Origin of the sequence: Qipengyuania sp. MTN3-11 (genome assembly GCF_042851825.1) — a bacterium.
Classification (GTDB): domain Bacteria; phylum Pseudomonadota; class Alphaproteobacteria; order Sphingomonadales; family Sphingomonadaceae; genus Qipengyuania.
Map to the genome: position 1 here is coordinate 1,093,134 of NZ_BTGM01000001.1, position 19,549 is coordinate 1,112,682.

Genomic DNA, 19,549 nt, shown 5'->3' on the forward strand with positions numbered 1-19,549 from the left:
TGTCAGCGCTTGCGCCATTGGCCAGGTACGAGGCCATCGAGCGACCATTCGCCGACCGACCACCTGACCAGTCGCAAGGTCGGGTGGCCCACCGCCGCGGTCATGCGGCGGACCTGCCGGTTGCGGCCTTCGGTGATCGTCAATCGCAGCCAGCTGTCGGGAATTGTCTTGCGGACCCTGATCGGCGGATCGCGCGGCCACAAGTCCGGGTCGGCGATCCTCTCGGCGCGGGCGGGGCGGGTCTGGCCGTCCTTCAACCGAACCCCATGCCGCAGTGCTTCCAGCGCGGCATCGTCGGGCTCGCCTTCGACCTGTGCCAGATAGCTTTTCGCGACCTTGAAGCGCGGGTTCGCGATGCGTGCCTGCAATCGTCCGTCGTCACACAGGACAAGCAAGCCCTCGCTGTCGAAATCGAGCCTTCCCGCTGGGTAGAATCCCGGCGCGTCGATGAAATTCGCCAATGTGGGACGAGGCGCCCCCTCGCGTTCGTCGGTGAATTGCGAAAGCACGCCGTACGGTTTGTTGAACAGGATAATGCCCGTCATCGCGGCATCCCTGTCGGCCGGGATCGAGGGACGCGCTTGCCTTTCCGGCGGCTGGTGAGATGAAACGCGCCGCACCGGTCGCAGCGATAGTGCCGCAGCCCGGCGTCCCATTCGCTGGCGATCGCCATCGCCTCGTCCGCCGATCCGAAGCGCCGTTTGCGCGCGCAGACGCTGAGGCGAGTGCGCATGACGATCAGGCCCCGACCTTCTCCAGGCGTTCCTGCGCTTCGAGCCACTGCAACTCGGCCTCTTCGAGCTCGGCTGCAACCGCTGCCCGATCGCGCATGATGTCGGCGGGCGACTTGTCTCCGGGGCCCGCCGGATCGGCAAGGGTGGTATCCAGCGAGGAAAGCCGGTCCTGCAGGCGGGAGATCGCCTTCTCGGTGGCCGTCACGTTGCTCCGGGCGAGGCGCATCGCTTCGCGGTCCTTCGCGGATGCGCGCTTGTCCTTTTTCGACTTCGCGCCGTCGCCCGCGCGAGGCTGGTTACGTCCGAGGACCAAGTCGATGTAATCCTCGATGCTGCCGTCGAATTCCCGGGCCGTTCCCCCGTCGACGAGGACCAGCCTGTCGGCGGCCAGCTCGACCATGTGCCGGTCGTGGCTGATGAGAATGACGGCCCCTTCGAAGTCGTTGAGCGCCTGCACGAGCGCCTCGCGCGCATCGACATCGAGGTGGTTGGTCGGTTCGTCGAGGATCAGCAGATGCGGAGCATCCCGGGTGATGAGCGCCAGCGCCAGCCGCGCCCGCTCACCCCCCGAAAGCGTCCCGATCCGTGCGGTGGCCCTGTGCCCGGAAAAGCCGAACCGGCCCAGATGTGCGCGGATCGCGCCGGGCGAGGCGCCCTCCATCGCCCGTGTCATGTGATCGAGCGGGGTCCCATCGGACGCCAGTTCCTCGACCTGATACTGCGTGAAATAGCCCACGCGCATCCGCCCCGAAGCCTGCATCGCCCCGTCCATGGGTGCGAGCTGTGCGGCCAGCAGGCGCGCCAAAGTGGTCTTGCCGTTGCCGTTCCGCCCCAGCAGGGCGATCCGGTCGTCCGGGTCGATCCGCAGGTTGAGCCGCTGCAGGATCGGCGTCTCGCCGTAGCCGACAGCCGCGAGGTCGAGCGTAATCAGCGGCGGACGCATCTCGTCGGGGCTCGGAAAGTCGAAGCTCAGGCTCGGATCTTCCATCAGGGCGGCGATCGGCTGCATCTTGGCCAGCATCTTGGCACGCGATTGTGCCTGCTTGGCCGTGGATGCGCGGGCGCTGTTGCGCGCGACGTAGTCCTCGAGCCGCGCGCGCTGGGCATCCTGTGCGGCCTTCGCCGCTTCGAGCTGCTCGGCGCGCTCCGCCCGCTGCTTTTCGAAGGCGTCGTACCCGCCGGGATACAGCGTCAGCTTCCCGTCATGCACATGTAGGATCGCGGTCACCACATTGTTGAGCAGGTCGCGTTCGTGGCTGATGAAGATCAGCGTGCCCTGGTAGGACTTTAGGAAGTTCTCCAGCCACAGCGTCGCTTCGAGATCGAGGTGGTTCGACGGTTCGTCGAGCATCAGGACGTCGGGGTTCGAAAGCAGCAAGGCGCCCAACGCGACCCGCATTTTCCAGCCGCCGGAAAAGGTGTCGAGCGGCTGGCCCTGCATGTTCTCGTCGAAGCCGAGCCCCGTCAGGATGATCGCCGCGCGTGACGGTGCGGCATAGGCGTCGATCGCCAGAAGGCGTTCGTGTACGTCGCCCAGCCGGTCCATGTCGGTGCAGGTCTCAGCTTCCTCGAGCAGCCTGGCCCGCTCGACGTCTCCGGCGAGCACCGCTTCGAACGGCGTGATCGACCCGGCAGGCGCCTCTTGCGCGATATAGCCGACCCGTGCGCGGCGCGGCATCTCGATCGAACCTTCGTCCGGCTCGAGTTCCCCGATCAGCGTTTTCATGAGCGTCGACTTGCCCGCTCCATTGCGCCCGACCAGACCGATCCGCGCGCCCAGCGGAATGGCGGCGGAGGCATCGCGCAGGATGTCTCTTCCGCCCAGCCGGACGGTCAGCTTGTCGATCGTGATCATTGCGGCGCGCCCTTAGCAGCGGGCGCGGTGGAACCCAAACAGTTGCGGTCCGTGGATTCTGAAGAGACAGTCCGTCGACGCGCTCGCAAACGAATTACACGCGCACATCCGCCCGGGCCGCGGCTTACATCGCCGAATCTGCCGAGAGGCAAGTGCTGGGGGTGGATGGCGGTGCTGTCAGTCTAATCGCAACCAGTCTCAATTCAAACGTCCGCTTTGCGCCTCCTTCTCGGCCGTTCGGGACGGTTCTGCAATCGCCTAAAAGCGGATCTGCAGTTTCTATTCGATGATGTTCGAGACCGGGTGTCCCATGACACAGGGCTGCTATGCGGCTTGCATCCACACCCCAAAGTAAAGGATGTTGACAGGCGTCTAGGCCAAGGAATCAGGTATGATTGGTATTCGCAGAATTTTTGCCGGGCTACTGCTCGTCTTGGCGTGGGACGCAAACGCGCAGCCATCAGATGATTGCGCGAACTGCTTCACTGCCGCCGAAGCACAGGAGGATTTGCGCATTCTCTATCAACGTCTGCAGGAAGAGCATGTTGATCTCTTCGCCCGACGTCGCAAGACCGATTATGACGCGCAAATCGATCGATTGGGTGCCCAGATCGATCGACCGATCCCCAAGTATAAGTTTCGACTACTGCTCCACAAAGCGATGGCCTTCGGAGAAATTGGACATGCGAAAACCGAAGCAGCACTGGAAGATGTTTTCGCACACGTCGGAGCGGGCGGTGGCATCATTCCGCTTTCAATAGTGTATCGCGAAGAGGCGATGCTGACGGACAACTGGACCGGCACCAGCGAGGCGCTACCACCAGGTTCGCGCATCACCGGATTGGGAGGAATGCCGACTGCCGATTTCGAGGCTGAGGTGCGCAAGCTTGTTTCTGCCGATACCACCAGACTGCTTCGGGCACAGATCGAACTCGGCCTACCAGCCTATCTCTATTTGGTTTTCGGCCCGCGCGATGCGCTGACAGTCCAATTCGTCACGCCCGATGGCAACTCCGGCACGCACGATGTGGCAGCGATGCCGCTCGGGGAAATGTATGCCCTCCACGACGAGCGTCCGGTTGAGCGCCCAGATCGCAATGCGAATGCGCGGGTCTATCGCGATCTTGGTGATGGGCTCTTCTATCTCCAGCCCGGCCCATTCTCCGCCACCAGTGAGGAACGCGGCGAGGATGGCGCGGCGTATACAATTGGTCCTTTCCGTGAATTCGTCGCGCAGGCATTCGCTGCGCTGGCCAATAGCGGCGCGCGCGATCTGATCGTCGACCTGCGCGGCAATGGCGGCGGCGATGCAAGCTTTTCCGACCTCATCATCGCGCGGCTGACCGATCAGCCGTATCGTCATTCCGCGCGCTACGAGATCAGGGCAGGGCCGAACACCAAGGCGGTGTGGGCCGGGCGGGACGCTAATCCCGAGACGTTGTCGGGCCGGATCGCAGCAGCGCTACGGACAGCCGCGGATGGTGAACGTGTATCGATCGATCTCCCCGCAATCCAGCCGATCACCGATGATGGCTTCAACGGGCGGGTCTGGGTGCTGGTGGACCGGCATAGCTTTTCGAATGCGGCCGTGGTCGCCGCGCTGATGCAGGACCTCGACATCGCCGCTGTCATGGGCGAGGAAACCGCCGATGTCCCGACCACCTATGGGGCGGTGGAGAGCTTTGCCTTGCCCAATTCGGGTGCATCGATCGTCTATCCCAAAGCATATATGGTTCGGCCGTCAGGATCGGAGGCAATTCGCGGCGTGGTGCCCGATTTCCCGATCCCGCCCAATCCGATCGGTAGCGCACGAGATACTGTCTTGGAGGCCGCGATTAAGGAGATTAAGCGGGAGGACCGAAGTTCGTGACCGCTTGGGTGCTCTGTCTCTAGCACTTGTCGGGCCGGGTCAGCGATGTGCGGCCCACGAATTTTGCTGACGAAGCCCTCTTTGCCCTTTCCAATATCGTTTGCGCAGTTGCCCGCGCGAAGCAGGGCCCGCTTCGCGTGAAAGGCATCATGGCCAGCGGCGCATGACACAGCCGCAATCAAAGGCTGGACACATGGCCGCCTCGACCAGCGGAATGCAGAACTTCGAAATCCCTTGCCAACGGAGGGCCGTCCACACACGGCCCAGTTCCTGCCATTTAGATGCCTTATGCACAGGATGTACGATAGCGGGTGTAACCGTATCCAACCTGCTCCTGGTAGCGTCGACGTCCATTGCGCAGCGCGCAACGGCGGCTTCGCGCTCTCATTGCGGCCATTCGGCCGCTAGCACCTCAGAGCCGAAAACCGCTGTTCGTTCATATCGATATCGACGACGATCTGGCACCATGCTGGCCATACGGACGGACGAGAATTTCTCTCTAAAGTTGCCTTCGCGAACCCCATTGAAGCGAGTGATACCGTGCGGACTCTGTTTATTTGCATGAAAAGAGCATGCTGTCGAACCGGGGATCTCCCAAGTGATCGCCCTCGGAGAACACAGCATTTCCCTCGAAGAAAATGCGCACGGCGTTTTCCATTCTATCGACTTCGAACTTCTTGAAAATGTTTTCTCTACAAAGGTCTACTTCGTCCATCGTCAAGTTGAGAAGATATGAAGCTGTCTGCTCGGACTGCCCGTTTGCGAAAATTCGCAGAAGGGCACTTTCGCGCTCGTCTAGCTTAGCGAATTTCTCACGCGCTACCTCGCCCATCCGAAAGCGCGCGTGGACATCGTTCTTCCAACTAAACGCATTGAGGACCGCATCGCAGAGGTCTTGGCGCGTGAAAGGTTTGCTTAGGAAGGCGCGCGCCCCGCCGCGGAGGGACTGCGCTGCTTTCGCCATATCAGCATGCCCTGAGATCATCACGATCGGGAACGTTTCACTAAATGCCCCCAGCTCCTTTTGGAGGGCAAGACCGTCTACACCAGGCATGCGTAGGTCGAGCAGCACACATCCAGAAGGCACCTCCGGAAGTCGTCGTAAAAACGCCCTTCCGTCCTTCCAAAGCATTGGGCGAAACTGGAGCGCGCGAAGAAGCACGCTCAGAGAACGACGCACCTCCGCATCATCATCCACGACATGAACCACCTTGGTACTAAGCACATTCAAAGTCCCGGGGCGCGATAGGAACGGTAAACTTGAACGCGGTGCCCTTGGGCTGAACTGCTTCGTACCAGATTGTCCCGCCGTGTGCTTCGACTATTGTCTTGCAGATCGAGAGCCCCAGACCCATTCCCTCGCGTTTGGTGCTACTGAAAGCAACAAAGGGCACATGTCCGGGTGCCAGGCCGGGACCATCGTCGATCACCGCAAAACAAACGTCCTTCTCATTAGTCTCGATGACGATCCTGACTTCGATTGTGTCACCGGCTGAGCCAGCGGCCTCAATCGCGTTGCGGGTGAGATTGAGTAGGACTTGCTGAATTTGTATCGGATCGACCAGAATTCGCTTCTCGCCAGGGCCTATTTCGATTTTGCATTCTGCTCCGCTAGCTTTCGCTTCGATCGCCGCCAGAGCGCAGGTCTGTTGAGCCAGGTCGGACGGCAAGGCGATGCTGCGCTGCAATTCTCCCCGCGAAATAAAGCGCCGCAAACGCGAAACGATCTCGCCTGTGCGAACCGCCTCTCGCGAGGCCATGCGCAAACATTCGACGATCTCCTCGCGATCCCAAAAGGGCAGCGAGGGTTCGAGCATGGTCTGTGCAGCTTCGACATAGTTCGTGATCGCTGCCAGAGGCTGGTTAATCTCATGCGCGAGGGCGGTAGTCATGGTCGCCATGATTCCGATGCGTGATTGATGAACCAGTTCGGCCTGCAATTCGTGCAAATGCTTTTCTGAAGTCTCCTCGCTGGAAAGATCGTGCATAAACCCGGTGAAGAGGCGGCGCCCTCCGGCTTCCGACTCCCCAATGCTGAGATGAAGCGCAAACACCGACCCGTCTCGCCTGATCCCATGAACCCTGCGGCCGACGCCAATGATCTTGCGTTCGCCCGAGCCGAGATAGTTCGAGAGATAACCGTCATGTCGCAAATTGTCAGGTTCGGGCATCAGCATCGCGACGTTCCGTCCGATGACCTCCTGCGCTTCGTAATTGAACATACGTTCCGCGGCACCGCTGAAAGCGCAGATTGCGCCGAGCTCGTCGATAACCACCATGGCATCGGGAGAGGTCGCTAAGATCGAGCGCAATTGCGCCTCACTCGATGATAGCAGGCGGCGCACGTCCTTGCTGCTTGGCGCGTTCACTGGCGCGCCTCGAATACAGTCTGTAATACGCTGGCAAAACTCGTAGCCTCGAGCTTTCTCATGATCTTCGCTCGATGGGCCTCGATGGTGCGCGGACTAACGCCGAGATCGTAGGCTATGGACTTATTAGGCAGGCCTTCGACCAAGCCCTCGAGTACTTCTGTTTCCCGGGTAGTAAGGCGCGCTAATCGACATTTCGCCTGTGTTGCGCCAGCGGATCGTGTACGTGAATTGGCGAGTTGTTCGAACCCTCGGTTCAGCACCTTTACCAATTCGTTTGGCGGAGCTGGCTTTACGAGGAAATGCACAGCGCCGTTTCGCACTGCGGCCACCGCTTGCGGAATGTCGGCGGTGCCGGAAAGAAAGATAACGGGCCAGTCAATACCGCGACGTGTGAGCTCCGACTGGACAGTCAATCCATCGGAGTGGGGCATAGAGAGATCGAGCAAAATACACGATGGCCCCAGGAATGACACTGCCTTGAGAAAGGTATCTCCGTCCACCCACGCCTGGACGTGATACCCCAGAGACTTGAGCAGAACGGTCTGTGAGCGTCTCACGGCCAGATCGTCGTCGACAAGGTGAACCAGCCTTCGGGGTCGGCCGTCTGTGTCCATCGCTGAAGCTGTCTTATCCAAAAATCGCTCTCCACGACCTTTGTCAGCGAGGCCTTTAAAACAAGGCCGCAGACGATTGGCTAGTCCAACTTAAAACCAAGCATCGATCCGGATTTGCGAATTCGCAAATGACTGGCTTGCGCCCGCAACACCCCTCCCAAACTCGAATTTATCCTAAAATTTCGGCTTCGCCAATGAGGCGAACGCGCTCGGCTGATCAGTTCGTATATTTACGAATATGCCCCCCCCGCGCCCCCAGTATCGTTGCGCCGACGATAGAGACGAGTCGCTGGCCAATTTCTGGAGGGCGTGAAATGGAAACTCTTTCTACGAGCACCGTACATCTCAGGATCGCCTCGTGGAGGAAAGGCCAGGCGATATATCGACAAGGGGACGAGGGCAGGCACTGGTATGAAGTCGTCGAAGGTTTTGTAGCTCTTTGTCATTATTTCGGTGACGGCCGAAGACAGGTCTCCCGCTTCGCGGGTCGCGGCGACGCGTTCGGTTTCGAAAGCGGCCTTCGCCAGTTTTCCGCCGAAGCCCTGACCGACGTCGGACTAGTCGGGCATGCCTTCTGGGATGATCGTGCGCCGCCAATCGACATGACCCCCCCAAGCGGTTCTCACCCAGCTTTGCAGCGTGCGCTGGAGGCGGTGGAGAACACCATGCGGCTGTTCAGCTATCCCAATGCGATGCATCGCACTGCGGCCTTTTTGCTTCAGTTCAGTACTTACTGTGAACAGCCGGACATCATCGAATTGCCGATGTCCAGGCAAGATCTCGCCGATCATCTGGGTTTGACGATGCATACGGTTAGTCGCTCCTTTTCTGAGCTAGCGAGACGAAGTTTTTTCATTCTCGAGAAGCCCGATCGCTTGAAGGTTCTGGACCGCAGTGGACTCGAGGCAATGGTGGAGTTCGAAAAAATGCAAGGCGACGATCAATTGGTCGCCTGATGGGGAGGGAGCGACAATGCGTAAGGTATCGTCGATCAGGTTTCGACATGCGCTACTAGCAGGGTGCGCCCTCGTTTTGGCTACAGGCCAGCCTGTTTCCGCTCAGACGAGCGAGACTGAACTCGCCGACCTACGCGCACTTCTCGCCGAGCAGGCACGGCGTTTGGATCAGCAACAAGAACGGATCGAGCGTCAGGACCAACAGCTGGCTCGGCTGCGAGCTCTCATTGTAGCTGAGGGCAACCTCTTGGCCGACGATGCTATGGTTACTTACCGCGGCGCTGGACTATCCCAAGACCCGGAGCCTTTGGCACAGACCCCAGCGGATATACCCCCAGTCGACCCGGTTGGTGAGGCTCCGAGGACAAGTGAACCGGGAGCGCGTGCGGCCGTGGCAGCAGTACCACAGGACCAGGGCGTTCTCACCCGCCCGGGACAAATGATCGTCGAACCCAGCCTTCAGTACGTCAATTCGGCAAACGACCGGCTGGTTTTTCGCGGCTTCGAACTCATACCCGGGATCCAGATTGGAGTGATCGAGGCCAGCCGCGCACGACGCGATTCATTGGTCGGAACACTTGCCCTGCGGTACGGTCTTACCAACCGGCTCGAAGTCGAAGGGCGCTTGCCGTTCCTTTACCGCAACGATTCGATCCGCGTGACTCAGCAGCGCGATGAAGGGATTGTTCGCGAGATCAATCTGTCGGAGACCGAAGTTGGCGATGCCGAGATATCGTTCCGCTATCAACTCAACGCCCAGCAAGGCCAGCGACCCATCTGGATCGCGGGAGTGCGGATCAAGAGCGATACCGGACGGGGTCCCTTCGATATCGGCTACGACGAGTTCGGTGTAGCCACCGGCCTCACCACCGGGTCAGGTTTCTGGGGTATTCAGCCAAGTTTGAGTATGTTGCTGCCTTCCGATCCAGCGGTCATCTTCGCAGGCGTGAACTATTTCTACCACGTTGGCCGGGACGTGGATCGGGAGGTCGGCGGCGTCCCCATTGGACATGTCGACCCGGGAGATTCAATTAGTGGCAATCTCGGCTTCGGCTTCGCACTCAACCCGCGTTTTTCCTTCTCATTGGGTTACCGCCACAGCTATATAATGCCTAGCGAGACGGAAATTGGCGAAGCCCTCGAGCGATCAGATAGGCTGCAAGTGGGCTCCCTCGCGCTCGGAATGTCCTACCGCCTTACAGCACGTTCGACGGTGAATGCATCCTTTGACATCGGTGTGACCGAGGATGCACCGGATCTCGGTGTGACGTTGCGCTTTCCCTTGGTTTTCTGACCGCCGACTAGAATCCGTTGGCGGTGATCGCGGCGCCGCCCATCGCCTCGCTCAAACCACTGACGAGCACACCAGGCGCGATCGCCGTTTGGAAACCTTGGAGGTCGGACACGCTAATGGATATGTCGGCCTCCTGGCGAAGATCAACGCCACTGGCAGTGTTAAAAATCAGGTTCTGCAGGCCCCCGTCGGATCTCTGCAACAAGGCCGTTTGCCCGCCGTTGGCAAGATAGAGGGCCTCATCACCGAGCCGCATGGTAATGTGCCCATTGGCTAGGACCCCGCCGAGCGCCGCAGAATCGGCTGGAGTCAGCGTGTTGGCCACCCAGCGGCTGGAAGTTGCCTGATCGCCGATCCAGTTTACAACCGTATGGAGGACAAGCTCTCCGTCCAGATAGGTTCGCAGGTCAGCTCCGAGCGAAATTTCCAGTCCCTGGATAGTAAAGCCTGCTCGCGCCGATCGAAGTTCGGCCTCGTTCAGCTTGGAGGCCGCAGGAAGTTCTTCGGCCCCGGCCGGCATTGGTACTGCACCGAGAAGCCCCATCGCACTGGCGACAGCGAACAATCGTTTGAGGCGACGGTCCTTCATCGTGTTGCCTTTCATTCTACCGTGCCGATCCGGACGGGGATGAGAAATTCCGGGGTAATCTGGTACTGGGGTGGGAGGTCGTCATCTGCTTGCAGCAGTGCTACGCGAACACCGCCGCTTCCTTCGAGAGGCGCCCGGGACCAAGGGCCCCAATCGTCAGCAAGATCGTAAAGCGGTTCCGTTCCCGGAGCTTGTGTGATCGCGAGCACGATCCCGTTCCAATGTTTGGAGAAATCGTCGGCAGAATACTCGGTCAGTCCCAGGGTCGGGTCGCCGGTCAACACGCGATCGCCGCGCACACCCTTAATAACCACGAAATGCTTGTATCCGTTGAGGTCGATGAGCGCGATCGTCGGGCGGCGCACCGCACGAAGCTGGTCGAACGTCAGACGATAGCCTTCGGCGACGAAACCGATCGATGAAAGATAGCTGCGCATGTCTAACAGCGAGAAACCGTGTTGCTTGATGGCGTCGCGATCCCCGGTTCGCCACATGGCGACAAAGGCCTCTCGCTCATTGAGGGGACGACCGTAGTGATGAGTAAGGAGGGTAGCGATGGCTGCCGACCCGCAACTGAAATCGTAGCGCTGACGGATGACGCTGCGAAACGGAATATCCCACCAGGTCATAACCATGACGTCAAAATTGCCTCCGCTATCCGGCTGCAAACGCACTTGCGCGTTGGCACCGGCAGCGGAGGCCAGGAGCGCCGCCGCGAGGGGGGGTGCAAGGCATGGACGGCGGCGAAGCAGGTTCGACACGGCTCAGTTCTCGAGCGTTATCGTGAGCGTCATTCCGGCTTGCAGATTGTTTTGGGCGCCGGTGTTGAAGAGGAAATTGCCGACGCCGTTGAAGCTGCTGAGCGCATTATCGCTCAGATTGATGGTGCCTGCCAGATAGCTACCGATCGAATTTCCCGCGGTTATGGCCCCCAGCGTCTGATTGTTCAGCACGATGGCGGTCCCGCCGCGTTCGGCGGAAAGTTCTTCCAGCGTCAGCGGGCGCGGGGTGGAAAAGTCGGGAGTAATCGGTTCGCCTACTGCAACTCGGGAGATGGAATCGACCGTCTCGTCCGCGGACGCAGGCGCGCTGCAAAGCGAAAGTAAACCGATTGCCAGAACGCCGGCGATATGTGGGTCTTTGCTCATGAAATTTCTCCAGACTGGAGTATGGCCGGTCCGGCAGAGTGTCGGACCGGCCAACTAATCAATCTTCGCCGCCGGTGCCCTCGCCGGCTGCGCTGCTACCCGAGCTCACCCCGAAGTTGATCGTGCCTTGAGCCGCGATATTGGTCGCAGCCTGGGTGTTGGCGTTGATCCCGGTATTCCAGGCGGCGTTCGAAATGCCCGCGAAGGCCGCGAAGGCATTATCGTTCACCGAGTTGTTGCCGCTGTTGTATCCAACGCTGGACTCGGTTTCGTCGATACCGTCGAGGTCGACGACTTCATCGAGTTCGCGGTTGATGTTGACCGCTTTCAACTCCTGCTCGGCCACAACGAACGTGTTGCTGTTGTAGGATCCGTTTTCGTCGTTGTCCTGGTCGGCGGCGTTGTCGTTGTTGAAGTTCGACCAGCCATTCAGCGCTCTCAGTCCGTTGAGCGAGTTCTGCAGCGAATCTTCGTTCTGGGTGTTGCTGCTACCATCGTCGATCTGGTTGTCCTCGGCGGAGGTGTCTTGCGAACCGGGACCCGCCTCGCTGTCTTGTGCCATTGCGGGGGTTCCGGCGATGGCGAAAGCAGCAGCAGCGACGGCGGTCATGGTCAAAAGTTTGCGCATGTCGTATCTCCATGAAACGGCGCAGTCACCATCAGTGATGCCTGCCCCTAGTTTGCTCCCTTCGATGGAAGCCGTGCGGAGAACTACAGCTCACTAACTCGCGTTGCTTTGCGGTTCGGCAAAGGCCGACATCCGCAATTTCCCCAATGCACGATCACAAATTGAACACTTAACAGAGTGACCAAATGCCACAGACCGCTTGTCCCTATCTCATGCAACTACGTAAGAAAGCTCTCGGCTCAGCAACCACCGACCACGGTGCGATCGCTTGAATAGCGTCCGGAGAGAGATGGTCAGCCCACCAACGTGCGTAGGCGGCGTGCCAGCGGGGTGGGAACACAAGGGGTATCAAAGATGTGAGCACGTCGATCCATCCCGTTATTTCCATAAACTGAGGGATTCTGGATGCGGGCAGGGACGCGGTTTAAGTCTCGGACAGTGATGCTTCGTTTGCAGCTTTCGCTCGAAAGCGGGCGCTGACAGATTGCTGCCGGAAGAATGACCAAGCGTAGATCCTTCGCGACCGGTCCGACCTCTGGAACCAATCTGATCGTTGAATTTCAAGCTTCTCGGTAAGCAATTCGCAATGGCCAACGGCCGCGAACGTCTTGCTCATTCCACGAGGGAATAGGTCTTTCCGATCCGCAGACTTTTCGGGCTGCCCTTTCACGTTTAGAGTTCGAATGTGGGCGACCCTCGGACGCTTCCTTCGTTCGGAGCGCAGGCTTTGACCAATGTGGACGTGCTTATAATAGGAGGCGGGATCGCCGGTCTCTCCTGCGGGGCGGCCCTGGCGAACCGAGCTTCGGTTGTCGTGCTCGAGCGGGAAACGGCGGTAGGCTTCCACTCGTCGGGGCGGAGTGCGACCTGGCTGCACTTGGGGATCGGCACGGCTCTGGTGCGTGCGCTGACTGCAGCCAGCCGGGAGTTCTTCTCGCAACCACCCGCGACGCCGGACAATCCTCCAGTGTCCGTCCCGCATGCCGCGCTGTTCGTGGCCCGGGCCGAAGAGATGGATCAGCTCGACGAACTGGAGTGCGCAATGCGCTGCGTTTCGGAGCAAGTCAGGCGCATGAACGCAGATGCGCTTCGCATTGCCGTGCCCATGTTGCGCACCGGCGATGAAGCATTCGTAGCAGGCGTTTGCGACGAAGGCGCCCGCCGGATCGATTCGCACGCGCTTTTGCAACATCACCAGCGGACTATCGCCAATCATGGTGGCCGCGTGAAGAGGGGTACCCGCATCCAGTCGATCTCTCGCAATCAGGGGCGCTGGACCGTGGCCACCGCGGACGGGACTTGGTCTGCGCACACACTCGTCAACGCCGCCGGTGCCTGGGCGGACGAAATTGCCGCCATGGCCGGCGTGAACCGCCTGGGTATCACTGCGCGGCGCCGCACGATCATCGGTTTCGCCGGGCCTGCAGATGTGGATATCGCATCCTTCCCGTTCCTGAAGACCGTCATCGAAGACGGGTTCTACATGCTGCCCGAATCGGGCCGCTTGCTAGCATCGCCGATGGATGCGACGCCGGTCGAGCCGGGCGATGCACAGCCTGAAGAGATCGACGTCGCCACCGCCGCCTGGCGCGTCGAAGAGGCAACCACACTCAAGATCGACCGGATCACTGCCCGCTGGGCAGGCCTGCGGAGCTTCTTCCCCGACAACAACCCGGCGGTCGGATACGACAGCCGGGTGGACGGCTTCTTCTGGTTGGCGGGTCAGGGCGGCGCCGGATTGCAGACGTCACCAGCGCTTGCCGCGGCGGCAGCGTCCCTTATCCTGCGCGAACCATGGCCGGAGCAACTCGAGAGCTTCAGTATCGCGCCCGATATACTTTCGCCGGAACGTTTCGATTGAGGTGGACGAGCATGGATATCGGCCGGACAATAATGGCCGCGGTGCTGATGTCGCTGGTTGCAGCCGCGCCGCCGCCGACCCGGACAATGGAGCATCCCCAGCGCGCTCGCGAAGCAGGGGTAACGATCGGTGTGCTGCCGACGGGCCCGCTCAACGCGATCACCGATGTCGAAGGGGTCCGGGTGGGCCAGGTCACGATCCGGGAAGGCCGTGATGTTCATACCGGCGTCACCGCGATCCTGCCGCACGGGGGAAATCCCTTCCGTTCGCGCGTGCCAGCCGGGTTCGTAGCCTTCAACGCGTTCGGCAAGTTCATGGGTTCGACCCAGGTTGTAGAACTGGGCGAGATCGAAACGCCGATCCTGCTGACCAATACTCTCAACGTCGCCGAAGCGGCCGCAGCGGCGATCGAATGGACACTGACACAACCTGGCAACGAAGACGTGCGATCGGTCAATGCAGTGGTCGGCGAAACCAACGACGGGTTGCTCAACGATATCCGCCGTCGGCGAGTGACCATCGCCGACGCACGGCGCGCGATAGAGTCTGCGGCCGCCGGCCCGGTTGCCGAAGGCGCGGTTGGCGCAGGCACCGGCACGGTCAGCTTCGGCTACAAGAGCGGGATCGGAACCGCCTCGCGCCGCCTTCCCGACGATATGGGGGGCTGGACACTGGGCGTTCTCGTCCAGTCCAACTACGGCGGCGTGCTGACCATCGACGGCATCCCCGTGGGCGAGCGGCTCGGGCAGCACGCATTCAGCGCCCTGGACGATCGGGTAACGGCGGATGGGTCGGTCGTGATCGTCATCGCCACCGACGCGCCCCTTTCCGACCGCAACCTTCGCCGTATCGCCGAACGAGCGTTTGCCGGTATCGCGCGCACGGGATCGTCCTTCTCGAACGGATCCGGCGACTACGCGCTGGCGTTCTCAACCAATATGGCTGTGCGGCGCGAGCAGGCCGGCACCTCACAAGTGCCGAACACGGAAGTGCGCAACGAAGCGATAAGCCCGCTCTTTCAGGCGGTCGCGGAGGCGACCGAGGAAGCCGCAATCAACGCGCTGTTCGCGGGCATGCGGATCGAGCGCTATCGTGGGATCGCCGAACGCCTGCCGGTGGAGGAAGTACTTTCCGCGCCTGCTACCGAGCGCAAGTAGCAAGGCCAAGAGTATCATGCAGCGCATTCTCCGCGCAGGCACAATCCAACGCTGTCTCGCTGTTAGAACTTGCTATCATTATCTTTCGAATAGCGGAAATGAGGTCGGAAGCAGAAGGGCGGCTCCTTCACCGGACAGTTCTACCTTTGGTTCGAAGCGCCGAGCTACGGCGTGCGCGATGCACGAGGGTAGGATTGCCTCTCAGCTGTGCAATTGCTCGCCGCTCAATAGGGGCCAGACACAAATGAGTTTCGACCCTGAACCGGCAGAGCGATCTGGTCGAGATAAAGCCTTGTGCCAGCCGCCACGCCCTCGGCAATCAATCGACCATTCGGGTCGATCGTCAGGATAATAGTGCCTTCCCCTGCCGTCGGGTCGTTAGCCGACCGGCGGCTTTCCCGCCCTGCAGCTCCACAAGCAGACAGACAGCTACCGGCCCAAAAATCGGCTGGCCAGCAATGCGTCCCCACAGCGGTCACCGTCGGCAAAAGAGTCTTAACCCATAAGCTACACTTGCTTCGGCATCAAACCGAAATGACAGAGCGGCGAGCGCGCCCTATTTCGCGGCTAGAAGCGTGAGCTTATGAATCTGCGGCGGCTCCGCGAACAGATCTTCCGCCTTTTCCATTAGCGCAGCAGCCACTTTGCCGTCGAGATGAGCCTGTCGATCCTCCTCAGTGTCGAAGGTATCGAAGATGGCGTATGCGCCGGGGCCTTCTTCGATCGCATACCATGTCAGCGTGCCGGGCTCGTCTTGCACGAGCGGGAGTGCCGACTTGAAGAAAGCAGCGATGTCGCTCTCCCTGCCGGGCTTGGCCTTCAAAGGCACGTAAAGAGCCAATTTGGGCATGATCATCTCCTAGATGGAGCGGCCGGATAAGTTGGCCAAGTTTATAACGAACAAGTCGGTCGAAAGGGGCTCACGCGCCGACCAGAAAACGGGGTCGGGCTCAAAACCGGGACAGACATTCGAAATCGAGCAACCATATGCCTTCTGTCAACACAGCTAATCTGCGTCACGATCACGTTGACCCTTGCCGCCGGCATTATCGATTTCCCGTTCTTCTTTCTCGCGTCGCTTCTCCTCATCGCGTTTCGCGTCTTCGTGAGCTCCGGAGTCCTGCCGCAAGCGCTCAGATAGCTCCGAAAGGCGCTCGGCTTCACCATAGACCAAGATTGTATCGCCTGCTTCGAGATAACTATCGCCGGACGGCGCGCCTTCGTAGGCTTCACCCTCGCGCTCGATACCGAGGACGACAACGCCTTCGGACCTCAGATCGAGCTCGGCCAAGGTACGATCGGAAAGCCAGCTTTCCTCTTCGACCCTGATCTCGCCGATGCGCCAGTCTTCGCGCATGTGGAGCAGGGCCGCATAGTCGCGCAATTCTGTCGACCGGGTGCCGCTCAAGGCGCGTTCGAGCATCGGTCTTGTCCACCGGTCGAGCTGCTTCGAGCGCGCCAGCAGGAAGATGATCATCGTTCCGCCGCCGAGCACGGCCAGTTTCGTTTGCGTGGCGAACTGATCGTCGACAAACGAGAGGAACAGGCTGGAAATACCACTGACAATCCCCACACTTCCGGCCCGAATGAGCCAGGATACGATCCGGCGCCGAGCACGGCCCTTGACCACGGTTTCTGCTTCGCTTGTTGTAAATCCCGCTCCCGAAAAGGCCGAAAGCGCCTGGAAATGCGCAATCTCGTCGGAAAGACCGGTCATCGCCAGAGCAATCGCGCCAATCCGAACTACTAGGAAAGAGAGTGCGATCACCACAAGCAGGGAGAATATGGCGGCCATGGGATCAGCTCTCTGCCACTACAGAGAGTTTCTTCACAAGACGATGAGCCACCAACCTTCTCCTGTCTCTTTTGTCGCGTCAACGTGGCACGAAACGCGGGTCAGCAGAAGAGCGCGCTGATCTATGTCAGCTCTTGGGCCGTTAGCGGTCAGTCCGCTTTATGTTCTCATAAGGAGGTAAGCTGCCGTTCGGCTCACGACCCCATTTAGTTCGCTAGGTAATTGCAGCATCTGCGAGACCTAAAAGCAAGCCCGTGAACGGCACCTAGAACAGTTTTCTTGCAATGTCTGTCCAATAGCTTTCAGAAAATTAGAGAGACAATAAGTTTGTCTCAGGCACGCCCGGCACCAGCATCACTTTTTGAAGGGGTAGCTTCCAATTTCGAGAGCTTTGGTCTTGGGGCCGGTACAATCTTGTATCGCCGGCGCGTTAAACCTCGCCCGGCGATACGCATTCTTTCACTTGGTAGGCAATTTAGCGACGACTGACAGCGCTATATCCCCCGCCAGTCCCTGTTGCTCTCGCGCTCTTTCAATCACTGCATTCCTTACAGGAGTCACGCTAGCGAGGGTGGCAGCTTTGCAGTCGTTGTAAAACATCCATTCGAAATAGCCGCCTCCTGAAACGCCACCGCAAACCTTACGAACGGCTTTCTCTATGCGATTGTCCAAAGACTTCACCCCGGCATCCGTCCGAAGATCAAGGTCCAGATAGCGCACGTCCTCACTGGGTGTCTCGCGGGCTCCAGCAGATACAGATAAACTACCCAGCGCTAGAGCCACGAGCGCACCAGGAAATTGTATTTTTCGCATGTTAAATTCCTTTGGGGCTGTCTGACCGACCCTTGGAAAATGACGCTTCCGCACGGTAAGCACATCGGACAAATGTCCGATGCAGGAGCAGATTTATGTGATATTTCTCGGACGTTCACTTTGCCGGATAGCTTACCATGCAGAGAAGAGAACGGGATAACCTAATTAGAAGCATCTACGATGCAGCGCTTGCGCCTGATGAGTGGCCACACATGCTAACTCGCGTCGCCCGCGCGATGAATTGCGAACAATGCAATTTCGTCATGGCTGATCCACCCCGTGGAGATGTGCAGGTCATTACGCCCATGTGGCGCGAAGATGATCGCGCGTCCTTCTTTTCTCACTGGCAAAAGCGGTTCACGATTGCTCACAAGCTTCGGTTCTATCCCGTCGGAAGAGTGATTGACTATGAAGAGATGTTCGATGTGGATTGGCTCCGAAGCACTGAGTTCTATAATGAGTGGTGGCTTCCGCAAGGTGCTGGAGGAGGTTCGCTTGCTGCAAATATCGTCTCGGATAGTGGGGCAACTGCCTCAATTACCATCCATGCTCCCACGTCGAAGTTAGGGTTCCAGAGAAGCGAGAAAGAACTGTTTGGTGAGATCGTTCAGCATCTTATCCGGTCGGTGGCAATACTTCGCCGCCTTCAAATGGCGCAACTCGTAATCAGTCGGGCTGAAGCAGAGATGGCTTCCGGGTTCCTCGTCGTAGACCGAGAGGGCGCCGTTCTGCATTCGGACCCCCGGACTTTAACGTGGCTAGAGTCACTAAACCTTATCCAGAATGGCCGAAACACGGCTCAAATCGCTCCGGGTCAGGTAAAGAGTCTGCTCCGCCGTGCCGTTGATCAAGGTGAGGGATCCTCGATAAACCTTGTCGATCGTAAAGGCTCGCTGAGTCGTCTTGCGGTAATACCCTGCAGCTCCGGCGAGAACCTGACTCCAGTTATTATAGATCGACCTGCTGCCTTGATTTGGCTGATATCGGACGAGCAGCTAAAAGAAGAGCGGATGAACCGATTGAGTAATGCCTTCTCGCTGACGCCCGCCGAAACAAAAATTGCTATGGAGGCCTGCGCAGGGGGTGGGAGGGCAGAAATCGCTCAAAGATGTGGGCTATCCCCCAACACGATTAAGTCCCACATGGAAGCAATCTACTCAAAGACAGGAGTTCACAGACATGCTGAGCTCGTTCATCTTGTCGAGAGGGCATAACGTTGATTGACCCCTTTCCACCCATTCTGGGACCTTTCAAAGCAGCCCACGAACTTTGAGAGGGGGACCAGCGGCTTTCCATCTTTAAGTGCCTCGAAACAGGCTGACCGCAACTGGGCCGCTAGCGGTCGGTCTGCTCCTAGACACTTTGAGCGAGAACCTGCCATTCCGCTAGCGACCCCATTGCGGACGTTCGGGTGAAGTTCAATCTTGCGGCTGCTGACTGGCTAACTGTGCAACTTTGTCGCACGCATCTCGCAAGGAAGCATCGTCAATCGGGTTGGCGCGATGCAAAAGGCCACCCAGTATCTCGGCAGCAAGTTCCGGGTCTTTCGAGCGCAACGCAAAATCGGCGATGCCCTCAAGAATATCCGCACCACCTGTCTCTTGCTGCCAGGGAGTGCTCAGTAGCTCCCATGCCCTCTCATACTGGGCAATAGCGCCCCGGTAATTGGATTGGTTGAAGCCGAGGTAGTCTCCGTCGTTAAAGAAATGACCCATCGCCTCCCATTTTTGGAAGCCGAGTTCAGCCCTCATTCGAGAGCGATCTTCGTCTGACCACGGTTCAGCCATCGTCGAAACTTACTATCTACGCCGAAGTCCGCTTTCCACCCTATTTCCCGCCGTTGAGGGGCGCGAGCGCTGCGCC

20 protein-coding genes are annotated in these 19,549 nt (G+C 59.3%); 6 read left to right on the forward strand and 14 right to left on the reverse strand.

Annotated features, from left to right (window positions below):
- Window positions 1-2 precede the first annotated feature (2 nt).
- Genes ACGHN1_RS05225 through ACGHN1_RS05235 form a run of 3 tightly spaced genes read right to left on the reverse strand, consistent with a single transcriptional unit; the run spans window position 3 to window position 2,589 of the window.
- Window positions 3-545 (reverse strand): pseudouridine synthase, encoded by a 543-nt coding sequence (locus ACGHN1_RS05225; RefSeq protein ID WP_390548979.1) that lies wholly within the window; start codon window positions 543-545, stop codon window positions 3-5.
- A complete protein-coding gene (locus ACGHN1_RS05230; protein WP_390548981.1) occupies window positions 542-733 on the reverse strand; it encodes a hypothetical protein in 192 nt (63 codons plus the stop codon). Before ACGHN1_RS05230 ends, ACGHN1_RS05225 begins: the two co-directional genes overlap by 4 nt.
- Before the next feature lie 5 nt (window positions 734-738).
- On the reverse strand, window positions 739-2,589 hold the full coding sequence (locus ACGHN1_RS05235; RefSeq protein ID WP_390548983.1) for an ABC-F family ATP-binding cassette domain-containing protein: 1,851 nt from the start codon (window positions 2,587-2,589) through the stop codon (window positions 739-741).
- 391 nt (window positions 2,590-2,980) lie between these two features.
- Between ACGHN1_RS05235 and ACGHN1_RS05240 the strand changes: the two genes are divergently transcribed.
- Window positions 2,981-4,459 (forward strand): S41 family peptidase, encoded by a 1,479-nt coding sequence (locus ACGHN1_RS05240; protein ID WP_390548985.1) that lies wholly within the window; start codon window positions 2,981-2,983, stop codon window positions 4,457-4,459.
- 553 nt (window positions 4,460-5,012) lie between these two features.
- Here ACGHN1_RS05240 and ACGHN1_RS05245 read toward each other — a convergent pair.
- From ACGHN1_RS05245 to ACGHN1_RS05255, 3 genes are read right to left on the reverse strand one after another with little or no spacing between them, the layout of a single operon-like run.
- On the reverse strand, window positions 5,013-5,657 hold the full coding sequence (locus ACGHN1_RS05245) for a response regulator transcription factor (RefSeq protein WP_390548987.1): 645 nt from the start codon (window positions 5,655-5,657) through the stop codon (window positions 5,013-5,015).
- A 19-nt stretch (window positions 5,658-5,676) separates the two neighbouring features.
- Window positions 5,677-6,828 (reverse strand): sensor histidine kinase, encoded by a 1,152-nt coding sequence (locus ACGHN1_RS05250; protein ID WP_390548989.1) that lies wholly within the window; start codon window positions 6,826-6,828, stop codon window positions 5,677-5,679.
- Window positions 6,825-7,466 (reverse strand): response regulator transcription factor, encoded by a 642-nt coding sequence (locus tag ACGHN1_RS05255; protein WP_390548991.1) that lies wholly within the window; start codon window positions 7,464-7,466, stop codon window positions 6,825-6,827. Before ACGHN1_RS05255 ends, ACGHN1_RS05250 begins: the two co-directional genes overlap by 4 nt.
- 293 nt (window positions 7,467-7,759) lie before the next feature.
- Between ACGHN1_RS05255 and ACGHN1_RS05260 the strand changes: the two genes are divergently transcribed.
- Entirely contained in the window at window positions 7,760-8,401 is a 642-nt protein-coding gene (locus ACGHN1_RS05260) for a helix-turn-helix domain-containing protein (RefSeq protein WP_390548993.1), read from the forward strand.
- 439 nt (window positions 8,402-8,840) lie between these two features.
- The gene (locus ACGHN1_RS05265; protein ID WP_390548995.1) at window positions 8,841-9,695 is read left to right on the forward strand and encodes a hypothetical protein; all 855 of its coding nucleotides are present in this window, start codon (window positions 8,841-8,843) and stop codon (window positions 9,693-9,695) included.
- Between the two features lie 7 nt (window positions 9,696-9,702).
- Here ACGHN1_RS05265 and ACGHN1_RS05270 read toward each other — a convergent pair whose 3' ends face one another.
- The 4 genes from ACGHN1_RS05270 to ACGHN1_RS05285 are packed head-to-tail and all read right to left on the reverse strand — an operon-like array spanning window position 9,703 to window position 12,060.
- Window positions 9,703-10,299, reverse strand: coding sequence for a hypothetical protein (locus ACGHN1_RS05270; RefSeq protein ID WP_390548997.1), 597 nt, complete (start codon window positions 10,297-10,299; stop codon window positions 9,703-9,705).
- A complete protein-coding gene (locus ACGHN1_RS05275) occupies window positions 10,296-11,045 on the reverse strand; it encodes a C39 family peptidase (RefSeq protein WP_390548999.1) in 750 nt (249 codons plus the stop codon). The genes ACGHN1_RS05270 and ACGHN1_RS05275 overlap by 4 nt, the downstream gene beginning before the upstream one ends.
- Before the next feature lie 3 nt (window positions 11,046-11,048).
- A complete protein-coding gene (locus tag ACGHN1_RS05280; RefSeq protein ID WP_390549001.1) occupies window positions 11,049-11,432 on the reverse strand; it encodes a hypothetical protein in 384 nt (127 codons plus the stop codon).
- 58 nt (window positions 11,433-11,490) lie between these two features.
- On the reverse strand, window positions 11,491-12,060 hold the full coding sequence (locus ACGHN1_RS05285; RefSeq protein WP_390549003.1) for a hypothetical protein: 570 nt from the start codon (window positions 12,058-12,060) through the stop codon (window positions 11,491-11,493).
- A gap of 736 nt (window positions 12,061-12,796) precedes the next feature.
- On the opposite strand from ACGHN1_RS05285, the gene ACGHN1_RS05290 reads away from it, so the two are divergent.
- Together ACGHN1_RS05290 and ACGHN1_RS05295 are read left to right on the forward strand one after the other, a co-directional pair.
- Window positions 12,797-13,921 (forward strand): NAD(P)/FAD-dependent oxidoreductase, encoded by a 1,125-nt coding sequence (locus ACGHN1_RS05290; protein ID WP_390549773.1) that lies wholly within the window; start codon window positions 12,797-12,799, stop codon window positions 13,919-13,921.
- A gap of 32 nt (window positions 13,922-13,953) precedes the next feature.
- Complete coding sequence (locus tag ACGHN1_RS05295) at window positions 13,954-15,078, forward strand: P1 family peptidase (protein ID WP_390549005.1); 1,125 nt, start codon at window positions 13,954-13,956, stop codon at window positions 15,076-15,078.
- Window positions 15,079-15,634: 556 nt separating this feature from the next.
- Here ACGHN1_RS05295 and ACGHN1_RS05300 read toward each other — a convergent pair.
- From ACGHN1_RS05300 to ACGHN1_RS05310, 3 genes are all read right to left on the reverse strand, one after another.
- Window positions 15,635-15,928, reverse strand: a complete 294-nt coding sequence (locus tag ACGHN1_RS05300; RefSeq protein ID WP_390549007.1) for a putative quinol monooxygenase — start codon at window positions 15,926-15,928, stop codon at window positions 15,635-15,637.
- 156 nt (window positions 15,929-16,084) lie between these two features.
- The gene (locus ACGHN1_RS05305) at window positions 16,085-16,873 is read right to left on the reverse strand and encodes a cation:proton antiporter regulatory subunit (RefSeq protein ID WP_390549009.1); all 789 of its coding nucleotides are present in this window, start codon (window positions 16,871-16,873) and stop codon (window positions 16,085-16,087) included.
- Window positions 16,874-17,332: 459 nt separating this feature from the next.
- On the reverse strand, window positions 17,333-17,686 hold the full coding sequence (locus ACGHN1_RS05310) for a UrcA family protein (protein ID WP_390549011.1): 354 nt from the start codon (window positions 17,684-17,686) through the stop codon (window positions 17,333-17,335).
- Between the two features lie 398 nt (window positions 17,687-18,084).
- On the opposite strand from ACGHN1_RS05310, the gene ACGHN1_RS05315 reads away from it, so the two are divergent.
- Window positions 18,085-18,900 carry a helix-turn-helix transcriptional regulator gene (locus ACGHN1_RS05315; protein ID WP_390549013.1) on the forward strand — a complete coding sequence of 272 codons (816 nt, stop codon included), beginning with the start codon at window positions 18,085-18,087 and terminating at the stop codon, window positions 18,898-18,900.
- A 204-nt stretch (window positions 18,901-19,104) separates the two neighbouring features.
- Here ACGHN1_RS05315 and ACGHN1_RS05320 read toward each other — a convergent pair whose 3' ends face one another.
- Window positions 19,105-19,437 carry a hypothetical protein gene (locus ACGHN1_RS05320; RefSeq protein WP_390549015.1) on the reverse strand — a complete coding sequence of 111 codons (333 nt, stop codon included), beginning with the start codon at window positions 19,435-19,437 and terminating at the stop codon, window positions 19,105-19,107.
- Window positions 19,438-19,549: the final 112 nt, after the last annotated feature.